At 73.5% G+C, this 21,914-nt stretch carries 15 protein-coding genes; 6 read left to right on the top strand and 9 right to left on the bottom strand.

The annotated features are described in order from the left end of the window. Window positions 1-190: 190 nt before the first annotated feature. The 3 genes from NAEX_RS37255 to NAEX_RS37245 are packed head-to-tail and all read left to right on the top strand — an operon-like array spanning window position 191 to window position 4,715. Window positions 191-2,278 (top strand): DUF1592 domain-containing protein, encoded by a 2,088-nt coding sequence (locus NAEX_RS37255; RefSeq protein WP_170136331.1) that lies wholly within the window; start codon window positions 191-193, stop codon window positions 2,276-2,278. Window positions 2,279-2,283: 5 nt separating this feature from the next. After that, entirely contained in the window at window positions 2,284-3,618 is a 1,335-nt protein-coding gene (locus NAEX_RS37250; RefSeq protein ID WP_170136330.1) for a DUF1552 domain-containing protein, read from the top strand. 5 nt (window positions 3,619-3,623) lie between these two features. Beyond that, entirely contained in the window at window positions 3,624-4,715 is a 1,092-nt protein-coding gene (locus NAEX_RS37245) for a hypothetical protein (protein ID WP_143141130.1), read from the top strand. A gap of 333 nt (window positions 4,716-5,048) precedes the next feature. On the opposite strand, the gene NAEX_RS37240 is transcribed toward NAEX_RS37245, so the two are convergent. The 6 genes from NAEX_RS37240 to NAEX_RS37215 all read right to left on the bottom strand — a co-directional run bounded on the left by NAEX_RS37240 (window position 5,049) and on the right by NAEX_RS37215 (window position 13,744). Next, window positions 5,049-6,932: an SMI1/KNR4 family protein gene (locus NAEX_RS37240; RefSeq protein WP_096332221.1), complete on the bottom strand. Its 1,884-nt coding sequence runs from the start codon at window positions 6,930-6,932 to the stop codon at window positions 5,049-5,051. Window positions 6,933-7,203: 271 nt separating this feature from the next. Then, complete coding sequence (locus NAEX_RS37235) at window positions 7,204-9,402, bottom strand: RelA/SpoT family protein (RefSeq protein WP_143141129.1); 2,199 nt, start codon at window positions 9,400-9,402, stop codon at window positions 7,204-7,206. Window positions 9,403-9,499: 97 nt separating this feature from the next. After that, window positions 9,500-10,369, bottom strand: coding sequence for a rhomboid family intramembrane serine protease (locus tag NAEX_RS37230; protein WP_096332219.1), 870 nt, complete (start codon window positions 10,367-10,369; stop codon window positions 9,500-9,502). Between the two features lie 37 nt (window positions 10,370-10,406). Continuing rightward, window positions 10,407-11,693 (bottom strand): endonuclease/exonuclease/phosphatase family protein, encoded by a 1,287-nt coding sequence (locus tag NAEX_RS37225; RefSeq protein WP_143141128.1) that lies wholly within the window; start codon window positions 11,691-11,693, stop codon window positions 10,407-10,409. 13 nt (window positions 11,694-11,706) lie between these two features. Beyond that, window positions 11,707-12,450 carry a hypothetical protein gene (locus NAEX_RS37220; protein WP_096332217.1) on the bottom strand — a complete coding sequence of 248 codons (744 nt, stop codon included), beginning with the start codon at window positions 12,448-12,450 and terminating at the stop codon, window positions 11,707-11,709. Window positions 12,451-12,751: 301 nt separating this feature from the next. Further along, the gene (locus NAEX_RS37215; RefSeq protein WP_143141127.1) at window positions 12,752-13,744 is read right to left on the bottom strand and encodes a hypothetical protein; all 993 of its coding nucleotides are present in this window, start codon (window positions 13,742-13,744) and stop codon (window positions 12,752-12,754) included. A 276-nt stretch (window positions 13,745-14,020) separates the two neighbouring features. On the opposite strand from NAEX_RS37215, the gene NAEX_RS37210 reads away from it, so the two are divergent. Together NAEX_RS37210 and NAEX_RS37205 are read left to right on the top strand one after the other, a co-directional pair. Then, window positions 14,021-15,301, top strand: coding sequence for an erythromycin esterase family protein (locus tag NAEX_RS37210; protein WP_096332215.1), 1,281 nt, complete (start codon window positions 14,021-14,023; stop codon window positions 15,299-15,301). Between the two features lie 598 nt (window positions 15,302-15,899). Then, window positions 15,900-16,991 (top strand): RNA ligase (ATP), encoded by a 1,092-nt coding sequence (locus NAEX_RS37205; protein ID WP_096332214.1) that lies wholly within the window; start codon window positions 15,900-15,902, stop codon window positions 16,989-16,991. A gap of 73 nt (window positions 16,992-17,064) precedes the next feature. Here the strand turns inward: NAEX_RS37205 and NAEX_RS37200 are convergent, their stop codons facing one another. Both NAEX_RS37200 and NAEX_RS37195 read right to left on the bottom strand, forming a co-directional pair. Continuing rightward, window positions 17,065-17,652: a hypothetical protein gene (locus NAEX_RS37200; RefSeq protein WP_143141126.1), complete on the bottom strand. Its 588-nt coding sequence runs from the start codon at window positions 17,650-17,652 to the stop codon at window positions 17,065-17,067. 311 nt (window positions 17,653-17,963) lie between these two features. After that, a complete protein-coding gene (locus NAEX_RS37195) occupies window positions 17,964-18,968 on the bottom strand; it encodes a hypothetical protein (RefSeq protein ID WP_096332212.1) in 1,005 nt (334 codons plus the stop codon). Between the two features lie 589 nt (window positions 18,969-19,557). Here NAEX_RS37195 and NAEX_RS37190 point away from each other — a divergent pair. After that, window positions 19,558-21,198, top strand: a complete 1,641-nt coding sequence (locus NAEX_RS37190) for a hypothetical protein (RefSeq protein WP_096332211.1) — start codon at window positions 19,558-19,560, stop codon at window positions 21,196-21,198. Here the strand turns inward: NAEX_RS37190 and NAEX_RS37185 are convergent. Further along, the gene (locus NAEX_RS37185) at window positions 21,167-21,901 is read right to left on the bottom strand and encodes an SOS response-associated peptidase (RefSeq protein ID WP_170136329.1); all 735 of its coding nucleotides are present in this window, start codon (window positions 21,899-21,901) and stop codon (window positions 21,167-21,169) included. The two genes, NAEX_RS37190 and NAEX_RS37185, sit on opposite strands and share 32 nt — an antisense overlap. Between the last annotated feature and the right edge of the window lie 13 nt (window positions 21,902-21,914).

Genomic DNA, 21,914 nt, shown 5'->3' with positions numbered 1-21,914 from the left:
GCATCCTCGCGCGCCCGCACCCGCGGACCCGTGGTCTCACCGTGTGCGCCGGGTCGGGTGAACCGCGGTTCGCTCTTCTCAGGTGCCTCGCGCCTGGCTATACACGAGTCTGGTCGATCCCCACGCATCGCCGCCGTCCATGCCTGCACCTCATGCCCTGCTGTCCTGGCCCGCGCGCGATCGTTCGTCGGTGGGCCCAACACCACGCGTCCTCCTCGCCGGCGTCCTGTCCGGCGCGCTGCTGACGATCGGCTGCTACCGCGACGACGGCCCCGCGCAGGCCTCCGCGGCCGCCACCGGCGACAGCACCGGCACCGCGGGCACTGCCGCCGACACTTCCGGCGGAGCTGACGCCACCACCGCCGGCGACGACGGCCCCGAGCTGCCGGCGCAGCCGCTGCACCGGCTCAACCGGCTCGAATACAACAACACCGTGCGCGACCTGCTGGGCACCGGCCTGCGGCCGGCCGACGCGTTCGGGCCCGACCCCGAGGCCAGCGGCTTCGACAACATGGCCGGGCAGCTGCACGTCTCGGCGACCCTGCTCGACGCCTACGACAAGGCCGCGCGCGACGTCATCGCCGACGCGCTGTCCGATCGCCCGGCGTTCGCCGCCGACTTCACCGGCGCCGAGCTCACCGTCCCGGCCCCGGGCTACTCGATCGGCGAGCTGTGGGCGCTCAGCGGCAACGTCCTCAGCGTCCAGGTCAGCGTGCCCGCGACCACCGAGGCGCAGATCGTCCTGCGCGCCGGCGCCGGCGTCGGCGGCCCGGCGCCGGCCGCCGAGGCGCGGCTGCGGGTCAACGGCGTCTCGCTGCCGGTGTTCGCCGTCCAGGGCAGCTCGGCGATCCCCGCCGAGCACGTCCAGCCGATCACCCTCACCGCCGGCGTCCACACCATCGAGGTCATCCCGACCAACTGGGTCAACCTCCCGGCCGAGAACACCTTCAACAACATCTTCGTCGCCGCGCTCGGCGTGCGCTCGCTCGAGCTGGCCCCGGGGCCAGGTCACGATCGCGTCTACGTGTGCGAGCCGCAGGGCGAGGGCGACCTCGACTGCTACGCGCAGATCCTCAAGAACTTCGCCTTCCGCGCCTGGCGGCGCCCGCTCGGCGCCGCCGAGGAGGCCGGCCTCGTCGACCTGTTCACCCGCCTGCGCGAGCAGGGCGAGGCCGCCGACGAGGCGCTGCGGTTGGTCATGCGCGCCGTCATGCTCTCGCCGCGGTTCTTCTACCGCGCCCGCACCACCGCCGACGCCGACGCCGACGGGTGGCTCGACGACTACGTGCTCGCCAGCCGGCTGTCCTACTTCCTGTGGAGCTCGATGCCTGACCAGCGGCTGTTCGACATGGCTGCCGAGGGCCGGCTGGCCACCGACGAGGGCCTGTCCGAGGCCGTCGCCTTCATGCTCGCCGACCCGAAGGCGAATGCCCTCCTCGACGGCTTCGCCGAGCAGTGGCTGTCGACGCGGCACCTGCAGAGCTTCAGCCCGAGCCCCGACGAGTTCCCCGGCTTCGACGACGACGTGCGCGCCGCCATGACCGCCGAGTCCAAGCGGTTCTTCGGCGACTTCCTCGCCAACGACCTGCCCGTCGCCGCGATCCTCAACCCCGACTTCGCCTACCGCAACGATCGCCTGGCCACGCACTACGGCCTCCCGCCGGTCGGCTCGAGCGAGCTCGTGCGCGTCCCGGCCGGCGAGGGCGAGCGGCGTGGTCTGCTCTCGCTCGGCGCCTGGCTCACCGCCACCTCCGACGCCGAGCACTCCTCGCCGATCCGCCGCGGCCGCTGGTTGTCGGAGAAGCTCCTCTGCAGCCCGGTCGCCCCCCCGCCGCCGGGTCTCGTGTTCGAGCCGCCCGATCTCGGCGGCGCCGGCTCGGTGCGCGAGGCGCTGGAGAAGCACCGGTCCGACCCGACCTGCGCCGGCTGTCACGCCCTCCTCGACGTCCTCGGCATCGGCCTCGAGGAGTACGACGGCGTCGCCCAGCCGGTGATCGATCCGAACCTCGACAACCTCGGCGAGCTCCCGGACGGTCGCACCTTCGAGGGCGCCGCCGAGCTCGCCGAGCTCTACGCCGACAGCGAGGTGTTCGTCGGCTGCCTCACCCGCAAGCTGTTCACCTACGCCGCCGGTCGGCCGCTCGCCCTCTACGACGCCGACTACCTCGACGAGATCGCCGCCGCCGCCACGGCCGAGCGGCACACCCTCGCCGAGCTCATCGACGCCATCGTCCACACCCCGGCCTTCCGCGCGCCGGCCGCTCTCGGAGGCAATTGATGCCCGTGTCCCATCGATTCTCGCGCCGTCGTTGGCTGCTCGGGGTCGGCTCCGCGAGCCTCGTCTTGCCCGCGCTCGAGTACTTCGACGCCGGCAAGGCCAGCGCCGCCGGGCCCAAGCCGCGGCTGCTCGTCTATTACTTCCCCAACGGGCGCCGGCCCGAGTGGTGGGTGCCCGCGCTCGTCGACAACCAGCTGGTGTTCCCGGCCCAGGCCTCCGCGCTGCAGCCGTTCGCCGACCGGGCGCTCGCGCTCGAGAACCTGTCGAACAACGCCGCGATCGCCAGCCCCGGGGCCGCGCACGCCATGGGCACGGGCACGATCATGACCGGCCGGCACATCGTCGACCTCAGCGGCAACGGCCAGAACGGCGTCTCGCTCGACCAGCTGCTGGCGCAGCAGCTCGCGCTCGACACTCGCTTCAAGTCGCTGCAGTGGAGCGCCGGCGAGCCCGGCCCGTGCGACGTCGGCGGCTCCTCGTGCGCCTTCACCCAGAGCATCTCGTGGACCGGCCCCGGCTCGCCGCTGGTCGCCACCATCGATCCGAGCGCCGCCTTCGAGCGCCTGTTCGGCGCCGGCGTCGACGGCCTCACCGGGCCGGCGGCCGACCTCCGGCGGCAGACCAAGCAGTCGGTGATCGACTTCGTCCGCGACGACGCGCGCGTCCTCCAGCAGCACCTCGGCAGCGCCGACCAGGCCACGCTCGAGGCCTACTTCGACGCCCTCCGCGACCTCGAGCTCAGCCTCGAGAGCAGCGGGGCCGAGTGCGCCGCCGACCCGCAGCCGCCGGTACCGGGGCTCGACTACGCCGGCCGCGTCGACGCCTTCCACCAATTGATCCGGCTCGCCTTCCTCTGCGACCAGACGCGGATCTTGACCTTCATGATCGAGTTCGGCCTGAGCTGTCGCTCGCACGACTTCCTCGACGCGCCGGGCGGTCACCACGCGCTGTCGCACTTCGGCGATCAGGTCGCCAAGGATCGGCTCGAGAAGGTCGAGACCTGGCAGTGCCAGCAGCTCGGCGCGCTGCTCGGCCTGTTGCGCGACACCCCGGGCACCACCGGCGCCAGCCTGCTCGACGAGACGATCGTGCTCGCCATCTCGAGCATGGGCGAGGGCAACGGCCACGACCACGGGCACAACTGCCCGATCCTGTTCGGCGGCGCCGGCGTGCTCGCCACCGGCAATCGCAAGCTCGCCTTCCCGGGCGACGCCCAGCCGCCGCTGGCCAACCTGCACGTCAGCCTGCTCGAGGCCTACGGCGTCGAGGGCAGCTTCGGCTTCGACGGCGCGGTGTTCGGCGACGACGGCAACGCCGTGATCGACGGCATCCTGCTGTGAGCGCGATGACCCGGTCCGCCCTGGTCCTCCTCGCCCTCCTCGGCGCTGCGCCGGCCGTGCAGGCCGCCGGCCCGGTCGGGGCCGTCACGGCCGACTGCGCCGGCGTCTCCGGCTGGACGCAAGATCCGGACGCCCCGGCCACCCCGATCGACATCCACCTCTACTTCGACGGCCCGGCCGGCGACCCGGTCGCCGTCGGCGTCCCGCTCACCGCCGGCCAGACCCTGAACGTCGGCTGTCGCGGCGAGCAGTGCCAGCACGGCTTTTACGGCGCCCTCCCGCTGAGCCGCCTCGACGGCCAGCCGCACAGCGTCCACGCCTACGGGATCGACACCAACGGCGACCCCAACCTCGAGCTGTCGGGCTCGCCTGCCGTCTATGCCTGCCCGCCGCTGCCGATCGTCGCCGGCGTCAAGCGTCACATCGCGGGCCCCTCGATCCTCGATCAGTGGCACTTCTCCACCTACTTCGACCTGATGAAGGTCGCCGACCTCGACCTCGCCGGCACCCCGATCGGCACCACCGTCGACGGCCCGCCGCAGCTCGCCCTCGCCGAGGGCACCTCCGCGCCGCTGTGGCTGATCGATCAGGGCTTTCGCCGCCTCGTCGCCCCCGAGGTCGTCGGCGCCTGGCGCTTCGACCCGGCCACCGCGGCCGTGATGCCGGCCGACGCGATCGCCGGCCTGCCCGAGGGCACCCCGCTGGCGGCCCGGCCGCTCCTGGTCCAGGGGACAGGTCCCGAGGTCTGGCTGCTCGACGAGCACCAGTGCGGCGCCGAAGATCCGCACCCCGCCTGCGCCGAGCCGAGCGCGCCGACCACGGGCGACCCGACCTCGACCGGCGGCTCGCCCGGCGACGACTCCTCCGACAGCGAGGGGGACCCGACGGGCGCCGGGACCAGCGCCGAGACCGGCATCGACAGCGGCTCCACCGGCGAGGCCACCACCGCCGCGTCGACCGACGGCAGCGCCGCCTCCTCCACGGACGACGCCGGCGCCTCGGGCGACGAGGGCGGTTGCGGCTGTCGCAGCACCGCGCCGGCGAGCGCCTGGCTGCTGCTGCTCGCCCTCCGCCGCCGCCGCTCCGGCGGGCGCTGAAACCGGCGCACGGGGCCGGGGTGCCTGCGGTCCCAACCTCGCAGGGCCGCTAGCGCGAGCCAGCCGCTGCCGCGACCTCGCGGCGCCGGCAGGCGCGTGCTGTCGCGGCCTCGCAGGGGCGGCAAGGACCGCGAGCCGGCCGCGCCGCGATTTCGCGGCGCCGGCGGGCCAGCCAGCGTGCGCGCTGCCGCAGCCGCGCACGACCGGCGAGTCCGCGGCGGACATGCTCTTCAGCGCATGCCCTCGAGCGCATGCCCCTCGGAACATGCCCTGGAGCGCATGCCCCTCAGGACATGCGCTCACGGACACCCGCCGGCGAGCCGAGGCTCGCGCTCAGTCGGTGCCCCACTCCTGGCCCGCGAGCCAGGACAGGAAGTCGGAGCCGACCACGCGGCGGCTCGGCTCGTCGTGCCAGAACGACAGGATCTGCCCGGGCCTGCCGCCCTTCGCGGGCGCCAGGTCGACCACGTCGTGGTTGCCGGAGCCGTCGTAGGTGACGGGCACCCACTCGGGGATCCACCACTTCTGCTGCACGCCCGGGCCGGGGTCGCTGTGGTCGTTGTCGCCGAACACGCCCTTGTCGAGCAGGTCCTTCCAGATCTTCCACTCCTCGGCGATCCGCTTGAGCGACAGCAGCTCGCGGCCCGCGAGCACGAACCGGTCGCCGCCGCCGTCGTGCGCGAGGTACCAGGCCTTCACCGCGTCCGGCAGCCGCAGCCCGAGCGTCTGCTCGAGCTTGGCGATCGCCGCCGGGCTGGCGCCCTTCGGCAGCTTGAACCCGGCCGCGCCCGCGGCCGCCTCGATCCTGGCGATCAGCTTGGCCGGGTTGCCCCCGCCGGCCGACGGTTTCCCGCCGCCTGTCTTCGCCGAGGCGCCGCTCGCCGCAGCGGCGCCCTTCGCCGAGCCGTCCGAGCCTCTGGCCGAGTCGTCGGAGCCCTTGCCCGACTTCTTGCCCTTCGCCCCCTTCGCGGCCTTCGCCCCGCTCTTCTTGGCCTTCGTCGTGCCCTTGCGCGGCGCGGCGACCTCGGCCTTGCCCTTGTTCGCGGCCGCCTTCGCGGGCGCCGCGGCCTTGGCCGCCTTCTTGCCCGCCTTCTTCGCCGGGCCCGGCTGCGCCGGCTTGCTCGCGCCCCTCGCCGCGGTCGTCGCCGGCGGCGCCTTCTTGGCCGCCTTGCGGCCGCCTCGCGTGGTGGCCTTCGCCAGCACCGCCTTCACGGTCGACGTCGCGGCCTCGACCGCCGCCTTCGTCACGCTCGCCACGGTCTGCACCGCGTTCGCCAGCGCCGCCGGAGCCGCCTTGCCGCCCTTGCCCTTCCCGGTGGCGGCCTTCGCCTGCTTCTTCGCCCCCGGCCCGGTCTTCGGCGCCCCGATCGCCGCCTGGATCGCCTGCGCGGCCGCCTTCACCGCCTTCTTCGCGGCCTTCTTGCCCTTCGCCGCGTACTCGGCCGCCGGCGGCGCCTTCGCGTACTCGGCCCCGAAGCCGGCCTTCGCGGCCTTCTTGCCCTTCGCCGCCTTCTTGCCCTTCGCCGCGTACTCGCCCGCCGGGGTCGCCTTCGCCCCGTACTCGGCGCCCACGCCCGCCTTCGCCGCCTTCTTCCCCTTCGCCGGGCTCTTCGAGGTGTACGCGGCCGCGTCGATCACCTGGGCCGCGCCCTTGCTCGCCTCGGTCGCGCGCGGCGGCGCCAGCTTGCCGCGCTTCTTCGCCGCGCCCTTGGTGCCGGCGATCCACGGCGCCGCGGCCGTCTCGGTCACCGCCTGGACGGGCTTGGCCTTGCTCGCCGACTTGGCCCCCTTCGCCGTCTTCTTCGCGGTCGCCGGCGCCGCGCTCGCGGGGCTCGCGGCCGGCTTCTTCGCCGCCTTCTTCGCGGCCGGCTGCTTCGTCGCCTTCGCCGCCTTGCCCGCGGCCGGCTGCGTCGCCGCTTCGCGCGCGGCCGGCTTCTTCGCCGCCTTCGCCGCCTCGCTCGCGGCCGGCTGCGTCGCCGCCTCGCGCGCGGCCGACTTCTTCGCCGCCTTCGCCGCCTCGCCCGCGGCCGGCGGCTTCGTCGCCTTGCTCGCGGCCTTCGCGGTGCTCGCCGCCTTGGCCGACTTCGCCGAGGTCCCCTTCGCGGCCTTCGACGCCGCGCGGGTCGTCGCCTGGGTCGTCTGCGTCTTGCTCGCGGCCGCTGCTCGTTCCGTCGCCTTCGCCGCCGTCTTCTTCGCCCCCGCCGTCTTCTTCGCCATCCGGGTACCTCGCCTTCGCTTGGTAGATACACGCCGGATCGGCCGCTTCGCAAGCGCCCTCCGGGGCGGGGCGAAAATCCATCGACATCACCCGCGGCGGCCGTCGGCGCGCCGCGGCGGCGACGGACGAACGGCGAATCGACGGAGGATCGAGCCGATCATCCGACCTGCGGCCTGGCCTTTCGGCCACCACCTCGCCGGCGATCGTGCCATCAATCGCCGGAAAGCCCGGGGATCTCCTCGCCCGACTGGGCGCACCCGCGAAGTCGGCTCAGCCCGCCTGCCGGCGCGCCCGTTCGACCCCCGGCACCCGCTCGATCTTCGCCAGCACCCGCACCAATTGCTCGTTGCTCGACACCTCGAGGGTCGCCGAAATCGACGCCGACTGTTCCTTCTTGTTGGTCGTCACCGTCGTCCCGCTGACGTTGATGCCCAGGTCGGCGAACACCTCGACGATGTCGCGCAGGAGGCCGATCCGGTCGCTGCCCTGGATCAGGATCGTCACCGGATAGCGGCGGCGGTTCTCGTTGCCCCACGCGATCTCGATCAGGCGCTCGGGCTCGGGGCTCGAGAGGATGTTGGGGCAATCGCGGCGGTGGATGGCGATCCCGCGGCCGCGGGTGATATAGCCGATCACCGCGTCGCCCGGGACCGGCGTGCAGCAGCGGGCCGGGTGGCTCAGCACCCCGGCCTGGCCCTCGACGCTGACCCCGCCGGCGGCCGCGGGCTTGCTCGGCGGTCGCTTCGGGCTGGCCTCGGGGACAGGCGACGAATGCGTCGACGTCGCCGCCGCGGCCAGGCGGGCCGCCTCGGCCGCGAGCTTGACCGCCTCCTGCTGCGCGCGCTCGGCGTCGAGGATCTTGGCCGCCACCGCCTGGGTGGCGATGTCGCCGAACCCGATCGCCGAGAACAGCTCCTCCGGCGTGTTGTGATTGGCGAACAGCTTGACGTACTCGTCGTAGCGCGGGCGCTCGATGCCGAGGCGCTTCAGCTCGCGCTCGAGCGACTCGCGGCCCTGCACCGTCGCCGCCTCGCGGCCCTGCTGGCGGAACCACTGCCGGATCTTGTGGCGCGCGCTCGAGGTGATCACATAGCCGAGCTGCGGGCTGAGCCAATCGCGGCTCGGCTGGGGTGTCTTTTGCGTCAGGATCTCGACGCGGTCGCCGGTCTGCAGCTTGTGGTCGAGCGGCACGATCTGGCCGTTCACCAGCGCCCCGCGGCAGCGGTGGCCGACGTCGGTGTGGACGCGGTAGGCGAAGTCGACCGGCGTCGCCCCGACCGGCAGGTCGATGACGTCGCCGCCGGGCGTGAACACGTAGACCTGGTCCTGGAAGATGTCGGTCTTGAGCGACTCGACCACGTCGTGCGGGTCGGTGACCTCCTTCTGCCAGTCGATCAGCTGCCGCAGCCAGTTGAACTTGGCGTCGGCCAGGCGCCCGGCCTTGCGGCTCTCCTTGTAGGCCCAGTGGGCGGCCACGCCGTACTCGCCGAATTGATGCATCTCCGTCGTGCGGATCTGGACCTCGAGCGAGCGCCCGCCGGGGCCGACGATCGCCGTGTGCAGCGACTGGTAGCCGTTCGGCTTCGGGCGGGCGATGTAGTCGTCGAACTCGCCGGCGATCGGCGTCCACAGCCCGTGGACGATGCCGAGCACGGCGTAGCAGTCGGGCACCGAGTCGACCAGCACCCGCACCGCGCTGACGTCGTAGATCTCGGCGAACGAGACCCGCTTGCGCTGCATCTTCTTGTAGATGCTGTAGATGTGCTTGGGCCGGCCGCTGATCTTGCCGTGGATGCCGGCCTCCTCGATGCGCGCCTGCAGCGTCAGGATCGCGTCGCGAATCATCCCGTCGCGCTCGTCCCGCTTGGCCGCCAGGGCCGCGCCGATCTGGCGGTAGATGTCCGGCTCGAGCTCGCGCAGGCACAGGTCCTCGAGCTCCCACTTGAGGTGGAAGATGCCGAGGCGGTTGGCCAGCGGCGCGTAGATCTCGAGCGTCTCGCGGGCGATCCGCCGCCGCTCGGCCTCGTCGGGCAGGCTCCGCAGCGCCCGCATGTCGCGGAGGCGCAGCGCCAGCGCCACGATCACCACCCGCACGTCGGCGGCGATCGCCATGAACATCTTGCGCAGGCTCTCGCCGTCGTCGCCGGCCGGACGGTCCCAGCGCATCGTCGCCACCCGGCGTACGCCGTCGACGATCGCCTGCGTGTCGGCGCCCAGCGCCTCGCCCACGGCCTCGAGCTTGATAGTCCCCGAGATGGCCGCGTCGGCCACCATCGCGGCCGCCAGCGCCGGTGGGTCGAGGCGCAGCTCGGTCAGCATGTCGGACGCGACCACCCCGCGCTGGGCGGCCGCCGCGTCGCCCGCCTCCGCCAGCGCGTGGGCTTTGCCGACCAGCACGACGCCGTCGCTGTACCGACCGGCGATCTTCTCGCGCAGGCTGTCGAGGTTGCTCTCCGCCGCCTTGACCATCGACTCGGACAATAGGTCCTGGCCCGGCCCCTCGCCAGCGAAATTGTCGCCGCGTCCGCTGCAGGTCGCCGCCGCGGGCCCGCCCCCGGGGCGAGGTTCACCGGGACAGTCGCGCCCCTCGGCCCCGCCAGGCCCGCAGCCGCGCCGCGATCGCGCCGACGGCCAGCCCGCCCGCCAGCGCCGCCACGTGGGCCGCGCCGCCGACCGGGCCGACCAGTCCCAAGAGACAGGCGCCGAGCCAGCCCGCCGCCAGCACCACCTCGACCTCGCCCGCCGCGCCCGCGCGCCGCTCGGCCGCGGCGACCCCCAGCAGCCCGAACACCGGCGCCGACAGCCCGAGACAAGCTGGCCCGAAGAACATGGCCTGAACGACATTGCCCAAGAGACCGAAGCCGAGCACCATCGCCGCCAGCGCGGCGGTGCCGGAGCGGGCCTCGACGCGGCGGGCCAGCTCGGGCCACACGGCCGCGACGAACAGCAGGTGCAGCGGCCCCGTGTGGACGATCACCGGCGTGAACCACCGCCACGGCGCGCTCGCCGACAGGCCGGCGGCGTCGGGCAGCAGCCGCGCCACGAGCGGCGAGCTCGGGTCGCCGAGCCGGGTCATCAGCGCCGCGATCGCGCAGAACAGCAGCAGCGCCCATGTCAGCGGCGTCGCCGACGCCCACGGCGCCCGCACGGGGGTCCTCGGCGGCGCGTCGGCGGCCGCTCCGCCGCGCGAGAGGGCCGCCCGGCGTTCGGCGCGGATCCGCTCGGCCTCACGGGAGACGGCGAAGCGCGCGGCGCCCGGCTCGCGGCGGAACGACGCCAGCTCGTCGCGGACCCGCGGCAGCGCGTCCTCCTCGACCACCCACACCGTCCAGCCCTCCGGCGCCGGCCGCAGCCGGGCGACGATGCCCAGGGTCAGCAGGTAGTCGGCGAAGCGCCGGGCCTGGCGCTGCTCCGGGATGACGCCCGCGGGTCGCATGCGGCCGGGTCACAACCACCGGCCCCGCGGCGCTATTTCACTCGAGCTGCAGCGTCGCCGACTGTCCGTAATGGTCGGACAATTCGAAGTTGCCGGCCGCGCCGAAGTCGAGCGGCTCGGTGTACTCGAGCGCCGTGGCGACCACGCGGACGTGGCGCTCGACGTCGCGGACGAAGATGTAGTCGAGCCGCGCCGGGTACTCGGTCGCCCCATACTGGGAGAAGTACAGCGAGTTGCAGTCGCTGCCGGTGAACGTGTCGTGCGGGATGCCGTCGCAGCGGCCGGCCAGCGGCTCGTCGCGGTACGGCCCGAGCGCGAACGGCAACAGCAACTGCTGCATGCGCGTCACGTCGTCGGCCGGCTGCAGCGCGCTGCGGCTGTCGTAGAGCCCGCCGTAGTGCAGCATCAGCGGGTACATCATCGCGTTGTGCCACCAGCCCGCGAGCACCTCCTCGCCGGCGCTGCCGAACCGGTCCTCGGGGTAATACGGCCCGGCGTTGAAGTCGCCGCCGACCAGCACCACGTCGCCGTCCGGGTGGCTCTTCGCCCGCCCGCCGAGCACCCGCGCCTGCACGTCGCGCTCCTGCCACAATTCCGGGAATGCGGTCAGGTGCGTCGCATACAGATGGACCCGCCGTCCGGTCGGCGCGTGCGTGAAGCTCCAGCGAATCAGCCCGCGCTTGATCCCCGGCCCCGGGAACAGCTCGATCTCCCGCTGGGCCGCGAACTGCTCCTCGCCGAACTCCTGCTCCGCCGCGCCGATCAGCGCCTCGCGGACCAGGATCACGAGCCCGTGCTGCGCGTGCTTGTCCTCGCTGCCGGAATAGATCGCGTAGCCCTGCCGCGCCGCCTCGGCCGCGAAGCGCTCGACGTCGGCCAGCTCCCACGCCTCCTGCAGGAACAGCACGTCCCAGCCGTCGGCGAGCAGCCGCGCCGGCGCCTCGGCCCGCCGCTCGACGTAGCGCGGCACGCCGACGTGGGTGAACGGATACCAGCGGTTCAGCAGCCCGACGTTGTACGTCAGCACCTTGAGCGTCGCGGGTTCGGCCAGCGGCGGCAACGCGGCGTGCTCGCTCGCCTGCGCCGCCAGCAGCGCCGACGGATCGGGCGCCGCGGTGAAGCGCAGCCGCTCGGCGAAGTACAGGTCGCTCGCGCGCAGCGTCGCCCCGTCCTCGAGCGCCGCCGCCAGGTGCTGCAGGATCGGGCTGTCGACCAGCATCACCTCGTCCTCGGGTCGCGAGCCGAGGTCTTCGGGGATCTCGTCGTCGGCGCAGGCCGGCGCGAGGACCATCAGAGCGGCGAGCGTGAGGCGGTGCGCGTGCATCGTCGGTCCTCCGTCAGAATCGGCCGGCCAGCCCCAGCCCGGCGTAGCCCGGCCCCAGGCTCGGCGCCACCTGGACCTTCGCCGCGGCCCGCGAGTAACCTGTCCCATAGGCCAGGTGCGCCGCGCCGGCGAAGATCGCCCCGGCCCCGATCCAGAACGTCGTCTCGAGCGTCGTGTAGGCGCAGCGGTTGCTCGGGCACGCCTCGGCGATCGGCAAGAACAGCGCCCGCGACAGCGCCCACAGGCCGAGGCCGCCGGACAGCAGCCCGATCCCGACCCGGCGCATGCGCCGGGCGTCGCGGACCTTGCCGAGGCTCGCCTCGTGACCGCCGCGGCGGTAGGCCCCCGCGGTCAAGAGCCCGAGACCTGGCCCGAAGAACATCAGGTTGTTCCAGTTGGTCACGAACACCAGGTTCGCGGCGCTCCAGCGGGCGAACGGGTCGGTCGGCACGATCTGCGCCGCCGTCGACCAGAACACCTCGAGCCCGATCCGCCCGACCACCCCGAGCCCGGTGAGGACCCCACCGGCGATCAGCAGCCCGCGCCCCGTCTTCGCCCGGGCCGGCTGCGCGGGCGCGGTCGTCGGGGCCGGCACCACCGCGCCGGTCGCCGCCGGATCGGCCGGCGTCGTCGTCGGCGCGGACGAAGCCTCGGTGCCGTCCACCGCCGCCGGCGTCGCAGGCCCGGCCCCCTCGTCGGCGCGCACCTCCGCGGGCGAAGCGAGCGCGACGGCGAGGAGCAGCGACGGCACGATCATGGCGCCGCGCCACGATACCGGCTCGGCCGGCCGCTGTCATGACCGGCTCGCGCGCGAACCCGCACGCGCGCGCATGCTCGCAAGGGGACCGCGGCTCCCAGGCCCGTGCCCCTGGACCCGAGGGCAGGCGCTGCCGACCGCATCTCCCAAGCCGCGCCCGCGGGCGCGGCCTGTTCGCAGCATGTGGCACCTGCCGCTCGGGGCATGGCCCCGAGGACAGGCGCCACCTGGCGCGGCTCGCGCCCACCTGCCCGCGCTCGGGGACATGTCGCCTCGGACATGTCCTGGCGCACATGCCCTTTCAGCCAGCGCGCCGGCGGCGGCGCGCGAACAGCAGGCCGACCCCGAGCACCCACGCGAACGAGCCGGGATCACCGACGCTGCAGCCCTTCTTGGCGACCGGCGGCGGCTCTTGCGGCTCGGAGGGCGCCGGCGCCGGCGTGGACGGCTCCGCGGCGGGGGGCGGCGCCGCGGCGCAGGCCAGCTCGAGCTCGACCGCGGGCGTCGTGATCACCTTGGCGCGGTCGGGCGAGGCGACCTCGACCTCGACCTTGTGGCGGCCGGGCTTCAGCGCGTCGGGCTGCTCGCAGGCGACGAACAGCTTGTCGGTGCCGGCCTCGCCGGTCCACGTGCGGCCCGGATCGACGTGGTTGCACAGGCCGCTGCTGGCGTTCCACACCGCCCCGTCGACGCGGGTCTCGTAGACCAGGTACTCGCGCAGCGGCTCGGCCTCGGCCGGCAGCTCGACCTTGAGGGCCGCCGTGGCCGCCTCGATCTCCGCGCTGCAGCTCGCGGGGTGGGCCACGCTGATCTTCTCCTGCGCCGGCGCCGACGCGGTCAGCGTCGCCTGCGGCAGGGTCAGCGGCCCGGCCGCGATCGTCACCGTCGTCGTCGTCTCCGGCGGCGGCACATTGGTCGCGCCCGGATCGAGGTTCTTGCGGGTCTCGGCCGCCTGCGGCCCCTCGCGTACCGTCACTTCGTAGACCTGGCCCGGCTTGAACTTCGCCGCCGGGACGATCACCTCGAGCGGCCCCTTCTCGACGATCGTGTACTTGACCGGCACCTTCTTCTTGCCGTCGACGCGCACCACCGTCACGCGGCCCTTCGCGCTGGTCAGCTTCTCGCCGCCGGTCCAGGCGAAGCCCTCCGCGTCGGCGGGCACCGAGCCGCCGGCGCCGACGTAGAGCTTGCCGCCGCCGAAGTCCTGCCGCAGGCAGGAGCACGCCTTCGCCTCGCCCTCGCCCATGCTCGCCAGGGCCAGGCTCACCAGGACCACCATTCGTAAGAGTCGCATCGCCGGCATGGTACACGTCCGGGCCCGATCGTCAACCGCGCGGGTCGACGGCGCGTGCGTATGGGGGCTGACGGATCTCCCTGCGCGTGTCGTCGCGATCGGCCAATCCTCCCCGCCCTGCGGCGATACTGCGGCGTCGCTCGCGTCCCTGTCACTGTCCTGCCGAGCCGCCCGTGACATCGCATCGGGCCCGGCCGTCGACTCGCCGACGGCGATTCTCGGCGCAGCGCGCAAGATGCGGGCCGCGATCGCCGGGGCGTGATAACTTCGCGGGGCGTGCGCCCGATCTCCCTCGCCCTCCTTCTCCTCGCCTCGGCCTGCGCCGGCAACCGTAGTCTGCGCGCCGAGGCTCGCGTCGAGCTCGACGCCCTCGCGGCTCGCGGCGCGCTCGAGCCCGGCGAACCGATCGCCGCCGCCGTCCTCGCGCCGCTGGCCGCTCGCTTCGCCGAGGCGCGCGTCATCGGCCTCGGGCGCCCGCTCGCGGGCGGGCACGAGTTCGTGGTCCTCGCCCGCGACCTCTTCCTCGCCCTCGTCCGCGACCACGGCGTCACCGGCCTCGCGCTCGACGTCAGCATTCACGCCGGCTTCGCCCTCGACGCCTGGGTCACCGCCGCCGGCGAGCCCGACCTCGACGCGCTCGACGCCATCCTCCTCGACCTCGACGAGCCCGCCCTGCGCACCGCCGAATTGCGCGACTTCATCGCCGCGGTGCGGACCTACAACGCGGCTGGCCCGAAGGTCATGTTGCACGTCCACGGCACCGACCCGGGCGAGCTCGACGCCGTCGCGCGTGGCTACCTCGCGTACCTCCAGGCCGTCGATCCCGAGCACGCCGCGCGGGCCACCGCGATCCTCCGCGGCGGCGACGGCCCCGGCCTGGCCGCCCTGCTCAAGCGCCTCGACGAGCAGCGGCCGGCCTACGTCGAGCGCAGCTCCGCCTCCGCCTACGCGCGCGCGCGCATGCAGGCCGAGGCGGCCGTGCAGCTGCTCGACCAGGCCGAGAGCTGGGCCTTCGACGCCCCCGAGTTCCACCGCGCGCGCAACCTCGACCTCGCGCTGCAGCTCGGCGGCGCCGACAACAAGCTGTTCTTTTGGGGCGAGAACCGGCGGACCGCCGCCGACGTGCCCGGCGCCGCGCCCTCGCTCGGCGAGTACCTGCGGCAGTGGCACGGCCGCGGCTACGTCGCCGTCGGCGGCCTGTTCGTCCGCGGCCGCGCCGTGCTCGAGCGGACCGACGGCCGCCTGTGCCCGATCGATCTGCCACCTGCCCCTTCGGGCAGCTTCGACGGCGTGTTCGCCGGCCTCGCCGGCCCCGCGCTGCTGGCCGTCCCCGACCTCCTGCGCAGCAAGGGCCTGCAGCGCAGCCTCGGCGGCAAGCCGGCCATCCGCGCCATCGAGGGCGCCTACGATCCCGCCGACGCCGCCCGCTACAACGACCCCTACAAGTCGCTGTCCGCCGCCTTCGACGCCCTGCTGGTGGTCCCGACGGTCACCGCCGCCGCCCTCGCCCCCGGCCTCGGCCGCCCCGGCCCCGACGGCTGCGTCGAACTGCTGTGATTCGACGAAGAATGGTGGCACCGCGGCGCCGCGATCGAGCATGTCGTAAAGGGCATGTCTCCCGGGCCCGGCCACTCGCCGCGAGCCCCCGACGCGAGGCCGCGCCGGGCCGTCGCTCGCGGCATCTCGGCCGGTCGGAGCTCAGCACGCGCTGTCAGCCCGGACCCGGCGCGAATCGACCTGTCGCAAAGACCATCCCGTCGACCCGGCCGCTCGGGTCCCGCCATTACGCCGACGTCCGCGGACCTTCGGGTTCGAGTTCGCGCCGCGGCGGCAATCGACGGTCGCGCGATCCTGGCGTATTGACAGCGGGGCCTGATCTCGCCTACTCTCGCCCTCCCTGGGTCTCCATGTCGCTCGACGCCCGTCCTCTGGTTTGCGCCTCCTCGTACGCTCCGGCCGTATCGGCCGCCGCGTGCGTGCCAGGAGCGTATCCGGCGGCACCGGCGACAGTACGTTGATTTTGTCTCCGGGCCGTCGCGGCTCGTAACAATCTCCGATGCGACCGTCCTGTGAGGCGGCCGCGTCGGCGGGCACGTCGGGTATCGCCGTGTCCGCGCATTTGCCAGGACCCAGTCACGAAAGCACAGGTGCAATCATGTCCAGCTTCGCCGTCCACGTCGTGCGTGTGGCCATCGAGCCGCACGAGAACGCCGACGCCCTCGAGATCGCCCGCGTCGGCGACTACCGCTCGATCGTCCGCAAGGGCCAGTTCGTCAGCGGAGACCTCGTCGCATACATCCCGGAGCAGGCCATCGTCCCCGACCCGCTGCTCGACGAGCTCGGCCTGCGGGGGCGCCTGTCGGGCAAGGACATGAACCGCGTCAAGGCGATCAAGCTGCGCGGCGTGCTGTCGCAGGGCCTCGTCTATCCCGCGCGGCCCGGCTGGTCGGAGGGCCAGGACGTCACCGCCGAGCTCGGCATCGTCAAATACGAGCCGGTCGTACCGTCGCACATGAACGGCCACGTCTACGGCGCCGGCCCCGATCGCTGCGTCAAGTACGACGTCGAGAACGTCAAGGCCTTCCCCGACGTCCTCGTCGAGGGCGAGCCCGTCGTCTTCACCGAGAAGATCCACGGCACGTGGTGCCAGCTCGGCCTCGTGCCGAACGACGCCGCCGGCGAGCACGGCCCGCTGATCGTCAGCAGCAAGGGCCTCGCCGCCAAGGGCCTCGCCTTCACCCCGACGGCCGCCGAGAACGCTCACAACCTCTACCTCCGCGTCGCTCGCCACCTCGACTTCGAGGCCCGGGCCGCGAAGGTGTTCGCCGACGAGCTGGCCGCCGGTCGCCCGGTGTTCGTGCTCGGCGAGGTGTTCGGCGCCGGCGTGCAGGACCTGTCCTACGGCTCCAGGACCGACCAGGACCGCAACCTCGGGTTCCGCGTGTTCGACATCTACACCGGCTGGTACGGCCAGGGCGGGTTCCTGTCCGACGCCGACCTGCAGGCCGCCTGCGCCGCCCTCGAGCTGCCGCGCGTGCCCGTGCTCTACCGCGGCCCGTTCAGCCGCGCCGTGATGGCCGAACACACCGACGGCCGCGAGACCGTGTCGGGCCAGGCCCTCCACGTCCGCGAGGGCATCGTCATCCGCCCGCAGCTCGAGCGCCGTCACCCCGAGCTCGGCCGCGTCCAGCTCAAGAGCGTGTCCGAGAAGTACCTGCTCCGCAGCGGCGGCACCGAGTACAACTGAACAGTCGCGGCGCGCGGCCCCCCGCGCGCCGCGACTGCCCACATTTCACGCGCTCGCCCCCGCGGCTCACGTCTCATTCACACGTCGGCGGCGGCCCCGAGTCCGGCGAATCGAACCCCGGTTCGCACGGCCCGAATCCCACCGGCATGCAGCCCGTGGTGTAGAACGCCCGCGTCCCCCCGTCCGTGGCGACGCACACGACCCGCCCCGATGGTTTGCAGATCGTGAACGGCCGGCAGGCGAGGAAGGTCGCCGCGTCCGCGTCGGGCCGACACCACTGCGAATCAGCGCACTCGGCCGGGACGCCGAACAGCGCCATACAGGCGTCCCCCTTGGCCGCGCAGCCGGCCTCGTCCGTGACCGCGAAGCAACCGTCGGGATCGGCCTCCGGCGGCTCGTCGTGGGGCCCCACGATCAGGGCACATTCTCCGGCTCCCCTCGTCGACGCCCCGCTCGAGCTCGCGGCCTCCGTCGTCGGGTCCGGCGGCTCGCCACTGGTCGACGCGGGGCCCGTCGTGCCGCCCGGCGAATCGCCGGTCGTCGACGCAGGGCCCGTCGCCTCGCTCCCGTCGCCCGCGGTCGTCTCGCCGGGCGCCCGCGCCACGCATGCGGCCGTGACCCATTGCGCCGCGATCACGAGCTTGCACAGGGGTCGTACCATCGCCGCCATCTTCGCGCATACCCGAGTGCCTCGCAACTGCGGCGGGCCCGCGCAGGCCAGAACGGCCGCCCCCGCGTCGGCGCGCGGGAGCTCGAAGCGACCCGCTTGGCCCGGGGTCGCGCCATTTTCGCGCACCCCCCGAGTGACTCGCAGCCGCGGCGGACTCGCGGAGCCGAAGCGATGGCAAGCCCTGCCGACCTCGTCCGTTTCGCCCGCCGGGGAGCTCGAAGCGATGGACGCTCACGGCTCGCCCGACGCCCCCGGCTTGCGACTCGCCGGAGCGCCGCGTCCGAACCCGACCGCCGACCGCCTCACCGCCCGCGTCCCGACTTGCCGTTGGCCCACGCGGTGTAATCGAACAGCGGATCGAACAGCGGCCCGCGGTTCGGCGCGCCGAAGTGAATGGTCGGCGAGCGGTCGGCGGTGAGCAGGGCGAGCAGTCGTTCGACCGTCGCCGCGCCCGGCAGCAGCATCGCCGTCGGATCCGGCGAATGCACCGAGTCGGCCCCGTACTCGCGCTCGGCCCGGTGCCGGGCCTCCTCGGTCACCGCGATCTTCAGCGGCAACCACCGCTGGGGCGAGCCTTGCGGCGCGAACGCTCGCCAGGCCACGGCGACCAGCGCCTCCTCGTCGATCGAGAAGCAGCGACACACCTCGGCCCGCTCGGCCCACAGTCGCATCATCTGCCGCGGCCCGAACCCGAATTGCGTGTCGACGTGGACGGTCGCCGGACAGGTATCCGCCGTCGCCCACACGTCGCGCAGCTCCTCGAAGCGATCGAAGCCCGCCTGCGCCGTCAGCGTGCGCCCCGCCACCGCCTCGCGCACCCACCCCGGCGCGATCGGCCGCGGCAGCGCCGGCTCGGGCGAGGCGACCACCAGCCGCAGCTCCCACTCACTCGCGAGCCGCTGCAGCGCCGGCCAGTGCTTGTCGAGCCGCACGTCGCTGCGCAGCGCCAGATAGACCGGCTCGGGCGCGCGCGCCTGACCCCAGCCGCGCCACAGCTCGCGCTCGTCCTCGAGCGCCGCCACCGCTCGCGCCAGCTCGGGCCACTCGTGGTCCGAGCTGGGCCCGTAGAGGATCGGGCCCGGCTTCGCCCCGAACATCGGCGCTCCCGCGGATGAGACCGGCAGCGGCCAGTCCTCGCGCTGTACGTGCGGGCTGCCCAGCCGCGCCTCCAGGTCGGCGAAGCTCCGGCGCATCCGCTCGACCTGCTCGCCGCAGGTGCTCAGCGTGATGGCCGGCGGGGTCAAGGCCGCCCCGCAGAAGGGCAGCGCGAGGGCGAGGGCGCGGAGGAGCATGCTGGTGCGCGGCATGTCGTGCCGCCAACGCGGCGAGGAGCCCGCCGATCTCGCAGTCGTGCCCCGGGCCCCCGCACCTCGGGACATGTTTTCAAAGACATGTGATTCCCCGCGCCACCCGCGAACTGCGGGCCGCCCGTCGCTCGCGCCCGCGCGCCGACCTGTGATTCCCCCCTCCCACCCTCGCCCCGACGAGCCCGATCGCTGGCGCGCCCGCCCGACCCGTGATTCCTGCCTCCTCGACCACGAGCCCGTGCAACTTCGCGTGACCTCGTCGCCCGCTTCGGCACTGCGGCCCCCGACCGCAAGCCCGGGCGCCCCTTTGCGAGCTCGTCGCCCGGCCTGTGATTCCCGACCTCGCCATGGCCACGCGCGCCCGGGTGCCCGCACGCGCCGCGTCCTGTCACCAAAACCCGTGTCCTCGCCCCGCGTCGCCGCGGACCGAGCGGCCGCGCGTCGCGGACCTCCGATGCACGTCCCGCGCGCCGCTCACTCAACCATCGCCGCGGGCGTCTATTCCCGCCTCTGCGCCCACCGGCGCAGTGCGATCGCCCAACGATGCAATGTCCTTGACCGCATCCATTCGCTCGCTCAGGCTTCCGACGTGTCGTCCTCTGCTCGAGTCCTGTCGTCTGCCAGCGTCCTGCTCTTCCTCGCTCCCGCCTGCGGCGACGATACGGCCGACGGGCCCGAATCGGCCGTTTGCCCGGCCGACGCGCCGACCCGCCTGTGGGCCTCGCCCGCCGACCAGGCCCCCGCGCTCAACGGTCATCTCCAGGATCTGTTCGTCGCAGGGGACACTGTGTATTTCCGCTGGGGTGCCGACATTCCGACGTGGCGGATGTACGCCGCCGATCTGTGCGGCGACGAGGTCGCCCCCGTCGACCCCACCGCCGACCTCGTCGATCGCTTCATGTTGAGCGGCACCGACGACCTCGGCCGCGTCGCCTTCGGTTTCCGCGAGCGCGACGGAGCCATCGTCCAGCTCGATCGCCTCGAGGTCGAGGGCCTCGACGACCCGGTCGAGGTCGGCCGGATCTCCGACCACGACCTCATGGGCTGGAGCCGGGGCGCCCACGCGATGTACTTCACCACCACCCCCGGGCGCGACTCCAGCTGGGTCCCGTCCGCCGCCGGCGTGGGGGCGCAGCCGTTGACGCTGTGGCGCCTCGGCGGCGAGCCGGGCGACGAGCTCGAGCGCTTGCCCGGCGAGTTCGTCGACATCGGCTTCTCCGATCCGTTCGCGGGCGAGCCGGCCGGCGCCGGCCCGGTTTTCACCCTCACCGACGCCGGCGAGCTGCGGGTCTACGACCTGCAGGGCGACGAAATCGCCGTCATCGAGCAGGTGCGTCACGCCCAGCGGGCGCCCGGCGGCGCGCGCCTCGTGTGGCAGCAGCTCGGCGACGGCGAGGTCGAATCGACCTTCGTGCGCGACCTGGCCACCGGCGTCGATACCGAGCTCACCGCCAATGCCCACACCGCGGCCTCGTGGGGTCGCCTCGACTTTACGCAACGCCTCACCGGCACCTGGCACTGGGTCGACGACGACTGGCTCGGCCTCGTCGGCCCCGACGGCACCCTCGTGGCCGTCCACGACGCCGCCACCGGCGAGGCGCTCGAAGTGCCCGCGCACACCGAGGTGCTCACGGGCTCGACCCACGGCTTCTGGCTGCGGATGCCGTCCGACCCGGACGAGACCGTCGCCGCGCTGTGGAACCCGCGCGACGGCGAGCTGTTCGAGTGGTACCGCCAGCCGTCCACCTACGAATTCATCCGCCTGCCAATGATCGACGGCGACGATTGGTACTACCTCCGCAACGATCAAAACAGCTTCAATCGCGGCAGCTGGTGGCGCATCGATCGCACCACCGGCGCCTGGACCGAGCTGCTGCCCACCCTCGGCGTGCCCTTCCACGAGCTCGAGGACGGCCGGATCGTCACCTCGCTCGAGAACAGCGAGGACGCGTTCGTCCGCATCGCCGTCGTCGATCCCGCCACCGACGTCTACACCACCCTCGCCGAGGACGTCGTCTACGGGTTCGCGTACGTCCCCGAGCACGGCGTCTACTACCTCGACGCCGAGGGCCCGGACCTCGGCCTGTGGGTCGCGCCGCTCCCCGAAGCCGACACCCAGGCTCGCAGCCTGCGCGCGCCGGGCCTGCGCGACGGCGGCCCGCTGCTGACCGGCGCGCAGCCCCCGGGCCTTCCGGGCTTCACTTCGTTCGCCGGCGCGGCGGCTCGCTGACCTCGTCGATCAGCGTCGGCTCGGGCTCGAGGCACGCCGGCTCGTCGAAGCGCGGGCTGTTGACCCTGGTCGACACGGGCGTGTCGACCAGCATGTCGTCGGGCGCCGGGCCCAGCAGGTGCGCCAGAGCTGTCCTTTCGGCCATGTTCGTCGTGCGCGGCAGCGGGGCCAGCCAGCGGCCGAGCTGCCCGCGCGGCACGATCGCCGGCATGCGGTCGTGGTGGCGGCCGACGGTGTGATTGGCCCCGGTGGTGAGGATCGCGAAGTGGCGCTTCACCTCGCCGGTCTCCTCGTCGCGGACGTCCTTGTAGATGCCGGCGAACACGATCAGGCGCCCGCCGGGCGTGTGGAACCAGTGCGGCCGGCGGTGCTCCTTCGGGCCCGACCACTCGTAGAACCCGTCGGCCAGCACCCCGCAGCGGCCGCGCGCGAACACCTCGCGCGAGCTCGGCGCCGTCGCGGCCGTCTCCGCGCGCACGTTGATCTGCGCGCCGGGTCGCCCTCCCGCGAGGTGGAGGCCCCACACGCCGAGCTCGAGGCGACGGCCCTCCTCGGGCTCCTCGCACACGATCGTCGTCGGCTGCGTCGGCGCGATGTTGTAGCGCGGGCGGTACTCGGCGCGCAGCTGGGGCGAGATCTCCGCCTGCACCACGCGCGCGAGCGCCTCGAGGTCGGGGGTCGTCAGCGTGTAGCGGCCGCACATGTCCTCAGTGTCG

Origin of the sequence: Nannocystis exedens (genome assembly GCF_002343915.1) — a bacterium.
Classification (GTDB): Bacteria; Myxococcota_A; Polyangia; order Nannocystales; family Nannocystaceae; genus Nannocystis; species Nannocystis exedens.
This window is presented reverse-complemented; position numbering and strand designations above follow the sequence as displayed.